The sequence below is a fragment of the Pseudophaeobacter sp. 1A09344 genome, assembly GCF_041008745.1.
Classification (GTDB): Bacteria; Pseudomonadota; Alphaproteobacteria; order Rhodobacterales; family Rhodobacteraceae; genus Phycobacter; species Phycobacter gallaeciensis_A.
In genome coordinates this window covers 15516-27583 of sequence record NZ_JAXGFS010000020.1, presented here as the reverse complement: position 1 = coordinate 27583, position 12068 = coordinate 15516, and the positions used below count along the sequence as shown (strand labels likewise).

Annotated in this window: 10 protein-coding genes; 3 read left to right on the top strand and 7 right to left on the bottom strand. The window is 62.3% G+C overall.

The features are described from left to right. The first annotated feature begins 6 nt into the window (after positions 1-6). From SM765_RS22125 to SM765_RS22115, 3 genes are all read left to right on the top strand, one after another. Positions 7-1359 carry a glutamine synthetase family protein gene (locus SM765_RS22125; protein ID WP_065271751.1) on the top strand — a complete coding sequence of 451 codons (1353 nt, stop codon included), beginning with the start codon at positions 7-9 and terminating at the stop codon, positions 1357-1359. 80 nt (positions 1360-1439) lie between these two features. Continuing rightward, positions 1440-2822: an aldehyde dehydrogenase family protein gene (locus SM765_RS22120; protein ID WP_274830972.1), complete on the top strand. Its 1383-nt coding sequence runs from the start codon at positions 1440-1442 to the stop codon at positions 2820-2822. A gap of 135 nt (positions 2823-2957) precedes the next feature. After that, positions 2958-4103 (top strand): iron-containing alcohol dehydrogenase, encoded by a 1146-nt coding sequence (locus SM765_RS22115; protein WP_274838790.1) that lies wholly within the window; start codon positions 2958-2960, stop codon positions 4101-4103. Between the two features lie 87 nt (positions 4104-4190). Here SM765_RS22115 and SM765_RS22110 read toward each other — a convergent pair whose 3' ends face one another. From SM765_RS22110 to SM765_RS22080, 7 genes are read right to left on the bottom strand one after another with little or no spacing between them, the layout of a single operon-like run. After that, positions 4191-5921 carry an ABC transporter ATP-binding protein gene (locus tag SM765_RS22110; protein WP_368981898.1) on the bottom strand — a complete coding sequence of 577 codons (1731 nt, stop codon included), beginning with the start codon at positions 5919-5921 and terminating at the stop codon, positions 4191-4193. Continuing rightward, a complete protein-coding gene (locus SM765_RS22105; protein ID WP_274838789.1) occupies positions 5918-6859 on the bottom strand; it encodes an acetamidase/formamidase family protein in 942 nt (313 codons plus the stop codon). Before SM765_RS22105 ends, SM765_RS22110 begins: the two co-directional genes overlap by 4 nt. 2 nt (positions 6860-6861) lie before the next feature. After that, positions 6862-8487: an ABC transporter substrate-binding protein gene (locus SM765_RS22100; RefSeq protein WP_274838788.1), complete on the bottom strand. Its 1626-nt coding sequence runs from the start codon at positions 8485-8487 to the stop codon at positions 6862-6864. Positions 8488-8517: 30 nt separating this feature from the next. Further along, positions 8518-9438 (bottom strand): ABC transporter permease, encoded by a 921-nt coding sequence (locus SM765_RS22095; protein ID WP_065271757.1) that lies wholly within the window; start codon positions 9436-9438, stop codon positions 8518-8520. After that, on the bottom strand, positions 9438-10343 hold the full coding sequence (locus tag SM765_RS22090; protein WP_425537325.1) for an ABC transporter permease: 906 nt from the start codon (positions 10341-10343) through the stop codon (positions 9438-9440). Before SM765_RS22090 ends, SM765_RS22095 begins: the two co-directional genes overlap by 1 nt. Continuing rightward, positions 10340-10912 carry an ANTAR domain-containing response regulator gene (locus SM765_RS22085; RefSeq protein WP_065271759.1) on the bottom strand — a complete coding sequence of 191 codons (573 nt, stop codon included), beginning with the start codon at positions 10910-10912 and terminating at the stop codon, positions 10340-10342. Before SM765_RS22085 ends, SM765_RS22090 begins: the two co-directional genes overlap by 4 nt. Then, positions 10909-12012: a transporter substrate-binding protein gene (locus SM765_RS22080; RefSeq protein WP_274838787.1), complete on the bottom strand. Its 1104-nt coding sequence runs from the start codon at positions 12010-12012 to the stop codon at positions 10909-10911. Before SM765_RS22080 ends, SM765_RS22085 begins: the two co-directional genes overlap by 4 nt. Positions 12013-12068 lie beyond the last annotated feature (56 nt).

Below are 12068 nucleotides of genomic sequence, written 5' to 3'. Positions count from 1 at the left end.
CCCCTCATGCTCTCCTTCGACACGCTTAAATCTCAGGTTGCCGACGGCACTGTTGACACCGTTCTGGTGTGCCTTGTGGACATGCAGGGACGCCTGATGGGCAAACGGTTCCACGCCAAACATTTCGTCGCCAGCGCCTGGGAAGAAACCCATTGCTGCAACTACCTCTTGGCCACCGATCTGGAGATGGCGACGCCCGACGGCTATGCCTCCACAAGCTGGGAAGGCGGCTATGGCGACTATGTGATGAAGCCGGACCTTTCCACCCTGCGCCCGATGCCCTGGCTGGAAGGCACGGTGATGGTGCTTTGCGATGTGCTGGACCACCACACCCACAAGGAAATCCCCCATTCCCCCCGCGCGATCCTGAAAAAGCAGATCCAGCGGCTGGCCGATATGGGCTATGACGCGATGATGGCCACCGAGTTGGAATTCTTCCTGTTCGAGAAAAGCTTTGGCGAGATCGCCAAATCCGGCTTCCGCGATCTGACGCCGATCTCGGCCTATAACGAAGACTACCACATCTTGCAGACCACCAAGGAAGAGCACGTGATGCGCCCGCTGCGCAATCACCTGTGGGATGCGGGCATTCCGGTCGAGAACACCAAGGGTGAGGCCGAGGCCGGTCAGGAAGAGCTGAACATCAAATATGATGCCGCGCTCAACACCGCCGATCACCACACCATCGCCAAACACGCGGTGAAGGAGATCGCCTGGCAGCAGGGCCATGCCGCGACTTTCCTGCCGAAATGGCACCAAGACAAGGTCGGCTCATCTTCCCACGTGCACCAGTCCCTGTGGAAGGATGGCAAACCCGCCTTCTATGACGAAAACGATGAACTGGGAATGAGCCAGCTGATGAAACACTACATGGCCGGGATGCTGAAATACGCCCCCGATTACATGTATTTCCTGGCCCCCTACATCAACAGCTACAAACGCTTCATGAAGGGCACCTTTGCCCCGACCCGGATCATCTGGTCGGTGGACAACCGCACCGCAGGCTTCCGTCTTTGCGGCGATGGTACCAAGGCAGTGCGCGTCGAATGCCGCGTCGGCGGCTCGGACATCAACCCCTATCTGGCCATGGCCGCGCAGCTGGCTGCAGGCATCGCGGGCATCGAGGAACAACTGGAACTGGCCCCCGCAGCCAAGGGTGACGTCTATCAGGGCGAGACCGGCATGCTGCCCGGCTCCCTGCGCGACTCCCGCGAGGCGCTGAATGGCTCGACCCTGCTGCGCAAGGCCTTTGGCGACGATGTGGTCGACCACTACGTGCGCGCCGCCGAGGTGGAAATCGAAGACTTTGAACGCGTGGTGACCGACTACGAAATCGCACGCGGATTTGAACGGGCCTGACGCCACGGCGCCTTGCTCCGGACCCCGAAATACTGACACGGCAGGGGAAAGCCCCCTGACAGCAAACACAAGAGGATGGCATGAGCCAGACACTGAAATGTATCTCGCCGATCGACGGATCGGTTTTTGCAGAGCGTGAAACCCTCTCGCGCGAGGACGCCTTTGCCGCCGCCGAGCGTGCCCGCGCCGCGCAGGCCGCCTGGGCCGCCCGCCCCCTGCAGGAGCGGATCGACCTGGTGATGGCCGGTGTCGCCAAGGTCGGCGAGATGAACGACGTGATCGTTCCGGAACTCGCCCATATGATGGGTCGCCCCGTGCGTTTTGGCGGCGAATTCGGCGGCTTCAACGAGCGCGCCTCGCATATGGCGGAGATCGCCAAGGAAGCGCTGGCCGATATCGAAGTGGGCGAAGACGAGACCTTCAAACGCTACATCAAGCGCATTCCCCAAGGCGTCGTCTTTGTCGTGGCGCCCTGGAACTACCCCTATATGACCGCGATCAACACCGTGGCCCCGGCCCTGATCGCCGGCAATACCGTGGTGCTGAAACACGCGACGCAAACCCTGCTGGTGGGTGAACGCATGGCAGAAGCCTTCCACGCGGCGGGCGTGCCTGCGGATGTGTTCCAGAACGTGTTCCTGGATCACGACACCACCTCTGAACTGATCGCGGCAAAGGCCTTTGATTTCGTGAACTTCACCGGCTCGGTCGGCGGTGGTCAGGCGATGGAGCGCGCTGCGGCTGGCACCTTTACCGGCGTTGGCACCGAACTTGGCGGCAAGGATCCGGGCTATGTCATGGAAGACGCGGATATCGACGCAGCAGTCGATACGCTGATCGATGGGGCCATGTTCAACTCGGGCCAGTGCTGCTGCGGGATCGAGCGGATCTACGTGCATGAAAGCGTCTATGACGCCTTCCTCGCCAAGGCGCTCGAGATCGTCAAAGGCTACAAACTGGGCAACCCGATGGATCCCGAAACCTCCATCGGCCCGATGGCCAATGTACGGTTCGCCAAGGAAGTGCGCGAGCAGATCGCCGAGGCATTGGAGATGGGCGCCGTGGCCCAGATCGAAACCTTCGCCGAGGATGACGGCGGCGCCTATCTGACGCCGCAGATCCTGACAAATGTCACCCACGACATGCGGGTGATGCGCGACGAAAGCTTTGGCCCTGTCGTGGGCATCATGAAGGTCTCCTCGGACGAGGAAGCCATCAAGCTTATGAACGACAGCGAATTCGGCCTCACGGCATCGCTCTGGACCTCGGATGTGGACCGCGCCCAGCGCATCGGCGATCAGATCGAGACCGGCACCGTGTTCATGAACCGCGCCGACTATCTGGACCCGGGCCTGTGCTGGACCGGCTGCAAGAACACCGGGCGTGGCGGCGGCCTGTCGGTGATCGGCTATCACAACTTGACCCGTCCGAAATCCTATCACCTGAAAAAGGTGACGGGCTGATCATGACAAGCTTGGCTCCCTCCACACCCAAGGGCGGCGACCGCCCGGGTGGGCGCGAATGCGCCCGCCGTGGGGGCGGGCGGGCGCAGCCCGGGCCGCAAGCGCCCCGGGCCATTTATCTCGAAAGGTAGCAACATGTCTCTCGTTGGAAACTGGTCCTATCCGACCGCAATCAAATTCGGCGCTGGCCGGATCAAGGAACTCGCCGAGGCCTGCGCGCAGGCTGGCATCAAGAAACCGCTGCTGGTCACCGACAAGGGACTGGCGGATCTGCCCGTCACCCAAGGCACGCTCGACATCATGGAGGCTGCGGGCCTTGGTCGTGGTATGTTCTCCGAGGTTGATCCCAACCCCAATGAAAAGAACCTTGAAGCAGGCGTTGCCGCCTATAATGCAGGCGGTCATGACGGCGTGATCGCCTTTGGCGGCGGCTCCGGTCTCGACCTTGGCAAGATGGTCGCCTTCATGTGCGGCCAAAGCCGCCCGGTTTGGGATTTCGAGGATATCGGCGACTGGTGGACCCGCGCCGACGCCGACGCCATCGCGCCGATCATCGCGGTGCCCACAACTGCCGGCACCGGTTCCGAAGTGGGGCGCGCCTCGGTGATCACCGACAGCGTCACCCACCAGAAGAAGATCATCTTCCACCCGAAGGTGCTGCCCACCGTGGTGATCTGCGATCCCGAACTGACCGTCGGTATGCCGAAATTCATCACCGCAGGCACCGGGCTTGATGCCTTTGCCCATTGCGTCGAGGCCTTCTCCTCGCCGCATTACCACCCGATGTCCCAGGGTATCGCGCTGGAAGGCATGCGTCTGGTGAAGGATTACCTGCCCCGCGCCTATGCCGACGGCACCGATATCGAAGCGCGCGCGCAGATGATGTCCGCCGCAGCCATGGGCGCCACCGCGTTCCAGAAGGGCCTTGGCGCCATCCACGCCATGAGCCACCCGATCGGCGCGCATTTCAACACCCACCACGGCACCACCAACGCGGTCTGCATGCCTGCGGTTCTGGACTTCAACGCCCCGGTGATTACCGACCGGTTCAACCAGGCGGCGGCCTATCTGGGTATTGAAGGCGGCTTTGACGGCTTCCGCGCCTATGTGCAGGAACTGAACGACAGCCTCGGCATCCCGCGCAAGCTGTCGGATCTGGGTGTCACCGAAGCCTCGATCCCCGAACTGGTCAAGGGCGCGATCATCGACCCGTCTTGCGGCGGCAACCCGATCGAGCTGACCGAAGAAAACCTTACAGAGCTTTTCAAAGCCGCCCTGTAAGGACGCCGTCCATTCGCACGTTCGGCCAAGGCGCCTCCCTGTCTTGCAGGGGGGCGCCTTTCCGTTTCGGGACCCGTGCCAGTCTCGTCAGACAGCGGCCCTGTGTCCGGCGCCTAGATCGCGCAGGATCAGTTTTTCGGGCGACTGGCCGACTTGCAGCACAGGCGTTCCACTGGCATCACCAGCCTGCCGTTCTGGCAGAGGCCGCGTGGGATCCGGGACTGGCACTGCGGACAGCAAACGGCGGGTATAGGGATGGCGGGGCGAATGCAGCACCGCATCACGCGCGCCTTCCTCGACCACCTGCCCCAGACGCATGACCATGACCCGGTCCGCAACCTGTTCGATCACCGCCATGTCATGGCTGATGAAAAGGAAGGCTAGCCCGTCCTCGTCCTGCAGGCTTTGCAACAACTCCAAGATCTGCGCCTGAACCGAAACATCCAGCGCCGAAACGCTTTCGTCCGCGACAAGGATCTTTGGCGACAGTGACAAGGCCCGCGCGATGTTGATCCGCTGCCGTTGCCCGCCGGAAAACTCATGCGGATAGCGCTGCATCATGTCCGGCGACAGGCCGACACGGCGAAACAGCTCTGCCGTGCGGTCACTCATCTCCGATCCACTGGACAGGCCGTGAATGACCAGAGGTTCAGCCACTTGCTCGCCAACGGTCATCCGCGCATCCAGCGAGGCACCGGGGTCCTGAAACACCATCTGAATGTCCCGGCGCACCGGCTTCAGCGCGCCTGGGCCCATGCCATAGGTCTGCTGCCCCAGAACCGAGATCGAGCCCTGCCATGGCACCAGCCCCAACAGGGCCTTGCCAATTGTTGATTTGCCACAGCCGGATTCCCCGACCAGCGCCAAGGTTTCCCCGGCACGCACGGTAAAGGACACCTGTTCCACCGCGTGGACCCGCGCCTGCACCCGGTTGAGGATACCGCCGCGCATATCGAACCGCACCGACAGATCGCTGACCTCCAGCACCGGGGCGCCGTTTTGCACCTCGGGGCGGGGCGGCGCGGTGCCAAGACGCGGAACCGCAGCCAGCAATTCCCGCGCATAGTCGCTTTGCGGAGCGACAAAGAGATCGCGCACAGGGGCGCTTTCCACCTCTTGTCCGTGGCGCAGGATCACCACCCGATCCGCCATTTCCGCCACCACGCCCATATCATGGGTAATCATTAGCACAGCGGTTCCATGATCCTTTTGCAAGGCGCGGATCAGATCGAGGATCTCTGCCTGCACCGTCACGTCCAGCGCGGTGGTCGGCTCATCGGCGATCAGAACCTCGGGATCGCAGGCCAGCGCCATGGCGATCATCACCCGCTGCCGCATGCCGCCGGACAATTCGTGGGGGTATTGCTTCAGTCGCCGTTCCGGTTCCGTCAGCTGCACATCCTGCAGCAATTTCAGCGCCCGCGCAGGGGCTTCGCCGCGACTGCAGGCACCATGTTCCAGCAGCACCTCGGCCAACTGGTCCTGCACCGTCATCAGCGGGTTGAGCGAGGTCATCGGCTCCTGAAAGATCATCGCCACCCGCACGCTGCGGATATCGCGGTAGCCACGCGGGCCAAGGGTCGTCAGCTCCAGATCGCCGAGTTTCACCGAGCCGCCCGCGATGCGGCACATCGGCTCTGGCAACAGCCCCATGATCGCCAGCGCGGTCATGGATTTGCCGGAACCGCTTTCGCCCGCCAGACAGAGCGTTTCGCCCCGCTTCAGATCAAAAGACAGCCCATCCAGAACCGTCTTCGCCCCCGAAGGGGTGGCGACCTGAACACTCAGGTCGCGCACTGTCAGCACGGTCTCGCTCATTCGAACACCACGTTCGGGAAGTAGAAGCTGACCACCCAGTTCGGCATGTCGACGATTTCGGAAATCCGCAGATCGCCGCAGACGGAACACAATAGGTAGGCATCTTCGGCCGACAACCCCTTGGTGCGGCCCAGAAGGTCGACCATGGCGCTGACAGCATCCTTCGCGGCCTGCATCATGTCATTGCCGATGCCTGTGGTGACTTCATACCCTTTGGCATCCAGATGGCGCGTCACCGGCCCCGGCGTGGAAAAGCGCGGGAAGTTCAGGGTTTCCCCCTTCACCACGTCTAGCGTGACCTCCACATCCATCGGCGATTCAATCGCGGTGCCGCAAACCTCGCCATCGCCCTGCGCGGCGTGGGTATCCCCGATGGAGAACAGCGCCCCTTCGCATTCCACCGGCAGATACAGCGTGGTGCCTGCCGCCAGATCACGGATATCGAGATTCCCGCCCATGCGGCGCGGCGGCACCACCGAATGCAGGCCTGCCTCGGCCGGGGCCAGACCGATAGTCCCGGCAAAGGGTTTCAGCGGCACCTTGGCCAGATCGGTGAACAGCGACGGCGCCAGGGTTTCCGCATCGTAATCCCAGACCTTGAGATAGGGATCGGTGAACTGATCGGCGAGCAGGCCAAAGCCCGGAATATTCGCGGTCCAGCCGAACCCCGAGGGGTGGAAGGCTTCGATCTTGACCTTCAGCACATCGCCGGGTTTGGCCCCATCGACATAGATCGGCCCGGTGACCGGGTTGATCTTGCCAAAATCCAGATTGGGCACATCGGCGCTGGTGCTGTCCTTGTTGAACTGCCCGCCCGAACTGTCGAGACATTGGAAATGCAGGCGCGATCCGGGAGCCACCGTTTCCACGGGCGGGAGCGAATTGTCCCACCCGTGATGGTGTGCACCGTGGATCGTGTAATCACAGTGCTTACACATTTTTATTCAGCATCCTTCGAGTAGATGTAGTCATAGTTGACCGGAATATGGACCGGATCAACGAACAGGCTGTCGTCGCCCGCGATCCTGTCCGAGGTCAGGGTGAAGCGTTGCTCGTTGAAGACCGGCACCCAGGGGGCATCCGCCATCACATCCAGATAGATGGATTTCCACGCCTCGATCCGGGCGTCAGCGTTTTCCGCACCGGTCATGGCGTCCGCCTCGGCAGCGCGGGCGTCCAGTTCCTCGTTGCAATACCAGGACCAGTTCCAGCCGCCCTGAACCGCGCCGGCACAACCCAGGATCGGACCGTAGAAGTTCGACGGATCCGGGAAGTCGGCGATCCAAGCCATGCCGCCGGACCAGATCATCGGCGCCTGATCCGCCTCACCGCCTGCGGCGATCACATTGGCCTGTGCCAGGCTGCGGATCTCGGCGGTGACACCGATTTCCTTCAGGTCCTGCTGGATCGCCTGTGCAATCCGCGGGTTGGGATCGACGTTCATCACGTAAAGCTCGGTGGTGAACCCATCGGCAAAACCAGCCTCGGCCAGCATTTCCTTGGCGGCGGCGGGATCAAAGGCATAGCCTTCGTAATCCTCGGCGTAGCCCGGCATCGACGGCGGCAGCGGCTGGTTTGCCGGAACCGCACGGCCGTTGATCAGCTTGACGATACGGTCCTTGTTGATCGCCATGTTGACGGCCTTGCGCACGGCGACATTGTCGAACGGCGCCATCTGGGTGTTGAGCGTGATGTAACCGGTGTGCAGCTGGCCGCCTTCGATAACGTTGTCCTTCTGTGCCGGATCGTTCATCACCTGCAGGAACTGCGCGGGTGGGATGCCGTCGCCGGGCACATCCGCCTGCCCCTGTTGCAGACGCAGCAGGGCAACGGTGGGCTCCAGTCCGATTTCAAAGGTCACCTGATCCAGCTTGGGCAGGTTGGCGCGGTGATAATCGGCGAACCGTTCGAACACCACGCGCTGGCCCGGCGCCCATTCCGCCAGTTTGAAGGCACCCGAGCCGACCGGCTGGCGACCAAAATCTTCGCCTGCCGCCTCGACCGCTTCCTTGGGCACGATGGAGGCAAAGTTCAGCGCCATCACATGGCCAAAGGTCGCGTCGGGACGGGACAGGGTGATCTCGATGGTCTTGTCGTCGATCACCTTGACGCCCGAAAGCCCCTCGCCTTCGCCCGCGTTCCAGCTGTCAAACCCCGCGATCATGCCAAAGAAGCCTGCGCCAGGAGAACGGGTTTCGGGGTTGGTGACGCGCTCCAGCGAGTATTTCACATCCTCGGCGACAATCTCGCGGCCGTTGTGGAACTTGATCCCGTCCTTCAGGGTGAAGGTATGAGTCAGGCCGTCCTCGGAAATGGCATAGTCCGACGCCAGTTCGTTGCGCAGCGTGGTTGTGCCCGGCTCATAGCCCATCAGCCCGTCGAACAGCGATTTGATCATCGACCAGTTCTGCCAGTCATAACCGATGGCGGGGTCCAGCGTGGCGACATCGTCCTTGTAGGTGACGGTCATGGTGCCACCCATCGGGGCATCTGCATTCACCTCTGCGGCTACCATATGGCCGCACAAAGCCAGTCCGGCGACACCGGTTAAAAGAAATTTCTTCATGATTTCAGTCCTCTGTTGGTTTTACCGTTTCTATTTGGTCTTGATACGGGGATCGATTGCCGGCGCCACGAGGTCCGCCAGAAGGTTGCCCAGAACGATCGCGGTGGCCGAAACCATGGTCACACCCATGATGACCGGAATGTCCACGCGCTGGATCGCCTGCCAGGCCAGCTGGCCGATCCCGGGCCAGCCAAAGACGCTTTCCACAACCACGATGCCGGACATGAACAGCCCGATGTCGATGCCGATCATCGCGATGATGGGAAGAATGGAATTGGGAATGACGTGCCGCAGGATGATACGGGCCTTGCCCAGCCCCTTGGCCCGCGCGGTGCGGACAAAATCCTGGCCCAGCACGTCGATCATGCTGGAGCGCATCATGCGGCTGTACCAGCCCGCACCGAGAAACCCGAGCGTCACCGCAGGCAGCACCACATGGCCAAAGGTGCCGTAGCCGCCAATCGGGAACCAGCCCAGCTTCACCGCAAAGACATAGAGCAGCAGAATGCCGATGACGAATTGCGGTGCGGAGATGCTGACAAAGCTGAAGATCATCAGCCCGTGGTCTGCGGGCTTGTTGCGGCGCAGGGCCGCGACGATACCGATGGTCAGGCCGAACACCAGCTCGGTCACGATGGCCGCAACCATCAGCAACAGGGAGGCAGGCAGGCGGGCAGCGATCAGCTCCGAGACTTCGGCGCGTTGCAGATAGCTGCGCCCCATGTCGCCCTGAAACAGCGCCGTCAGGTAGTTCCAGTACTGCACGACAAAGGGATCGTTCAACCCCAGCTGATCGCGGATGTTCTGCACCGTTTCGGCGGTGGCCGACCGCCCGGCGATCTGCCGCGCCGGATCGGCCGGCACAAGATACAGCAGGATAAAGGTCACCAGCGTGATCCCCAGAAGGATCAGCGCGCTCTCCATCAGGCGGCGGACAAGATAGGCCTGCATCAGTGGCGTCCTTTCAGGGTCGGATCAAGAATGTCGCGCAGGGCATCGCCCACCAGATTAAAGGCCAGCGCCAGCAACAGGATCGCAATGCCGGGGAAGAAGACCAGCCAGGGGGCGGTGGTGAAATAGGTCTGGTTTTCGAAGATGATATTGCCCCAACTTGGCATCGGGGGCTGCACGCCCACGCCAAGGAAGGACAGCGTCGCCTCAAGCAAGACCGTTGTCGAAATTCCCAGGGTGCCAAAGACAACGATGGACGACAAAAGATGCGGCAGCAGGTGTTTGAACAGGATGCGCAGGTGGCCAGCGCCCAGCGCCCGCTGCACGGTGATGAAATCACGCTCGGCCAGCGACCGGGTCTCGGTATAGATCACCCGTGCCATCTGTACCCAGTTCACCATCGCGATGACCAGCGCCACGATCAGCAGCGAGGGCTGAAAGATCGCCGCCAGCACAATCGCCAGCAGCAGCGCCGGAAAGGCCATCATCAGATCGGTAAAGCGCATCAGCACCGCGCCGATCCAGCCGCCGAAATAGCCTGCGGTAATGCCGACACCAGCGCCCAGCAGGATCGCGATCCCATTGGCAAGGATACCGATGATTAGTGAGGTGCGCGTCCCCAGAATAAGCCGCGAAGCCAGATCCCGCCCCAAAAGATCCGTGCCCAGCGGGAAATCCGCGCCCGGCGGCAACGGCGCCCCGGCCAGACTTAGCCCGTCAAAGCTCTGCTCAAACGGGTCATGCGGCATGATCCACGGCGCCAGCAGCGCGGCACCAACCATCAGGATGATGATCACCATCCCAAAGGCCGAGCGCGGCCGGGTCATCAGCTCATAAATCACACGCCGACTGCGTGCACCGCGGCCTGCTGTCATCTGGCCCTCTGTGGCTGCTGTCATCGTCATGCCTGCCCCCGCATGGCCGGGCGTGCCAGAAACCGGACGGCAGCATCTTCTAGGGCAACGCGCTCGACCATGGCAAAGGCACGCAGTTTCTTCAGGGCCGTCGCCTCATCGACGCCCTCAGAGCGCATGATGACAAGGACCGCCTGCAACAACTCCAGCCGCATCGAGGCGCGCCGGTTGCTTTCGGCTTCGCGGCGGCGGGTTTCCATGCGTTCCTTGAACCGAGCAAAGCCCAGCACCAGCGCCGAGTAGATATTGGCGGTGGCATTGACCGGCAGATAGGCGTCCAGACCCTGCCGCACGGCCCATTCCAGGCGTCCCGGCGTTTCCGAGCCGATCAGCCCAAGGATCGGCATAGGCGCAGATTGCGGCGACCAGGGGAATTGCCCGTCCTCGGCCCGGTCAAGGTCCAGAACCAGCAGGTCAGCGCGGACATCCGCCACTTCCAGCGCGGGCCAGCGCCCTTCGGCCTTGATGCCAAGCGTGCCCAGACGTCGGACCAGTTGATCCCGCATTTCAGCGCTGGGATGCAGGACAAGAGCGTATTTTCCGGCGAAGCTATAGGTCATTTTACGATCCTCAAACTGGGCGTCTGGAACGGCGGGGCGGATACAGGGGGCACGCAGGTCAGATAGGGGTCCGCAGCGACGGGGCCCTCGGCAGAAGACAACAGATGAAACTGTGCGTTCTCGGCCTGCGCGATATGCGGTGTCAGCGATGCGTGTCGGGTGATGGGGTCGATCTGCACCGGCCCCAGAACCGTTTCATGGCGCGCATCGCAGGCCGCATGGAACACCGCCCTTGGCGCGGTAGTCCCGGTTTTCGCGACGGTTTCCGCCAGAATGCGAACGCTGGCATAGGAGGTGGCAAAGACGCAGGAACAGCGCCCGTTCGGCGATATTTCCCGGGCACGGCGCACGAAATCCTCGGGGCCAAGCGGTTCGAAATAGGTCCCGGCCGAGATGATCCCGTCGCCATACTGGCCCAGCACATCAAGATCCGCTTCGGATTGGTTGCAGGACAGGATTGTCGGCCGCTGTCCGGTGGGCAGTCCGCGCAAGAACGCCTCATTCGACGGACCGATCAGCGAGTTGACGACAACATCCGGTTGCTCAGAGATGATCTCGGAGAGGGCCAGATCGGAGTCCACATCGCCAAGTGGTACGAAACGCTCGCCGACGATCTCAACCCCGGCGGCGCTCAGCCGTTCGCGGGCCAGACGCAGCGTTTCCCAGCCCCAGACATAGTTGGAGCCAAGCAGGTAGGCACGGCGCGTGCCTTGGCTCAGCACCCGGTCCAGCAGCGGGATCATATGATGGTTCGGCGCGCCGCCCATGTAGACGACGTGATCGTTGCTTTCGAAGCCCTCATAGGGGCACGGGTACCACAGCATCGCGCCATAACGCTCCAGCACCGGGATCATGTCCTTGCGGCTCCAGGAGGTGATGGCGCCCACCACGTGTGACACACCACCAGCAAGGATATCTCGGGTCATCGCCTCATAGGCCTCGGGGCGGCCCGCCGGATCACAGGTCACGGGCGCAATTCGGGCAATGCCCTCGCGCTCCAGATCCGCGATGGCCAGCTCGGCCCCCGCCAGTCCGGCCTGTCCCAGCGCGGCGTAGGGTCCAGAGGTCGAGAAGACCAGACCAAGATCGAATTCCAGCATAGTACCCCACAAACGAAAAAGCCCCGCCACCCTGCAAGAGGGTGATCGGGGCTCAA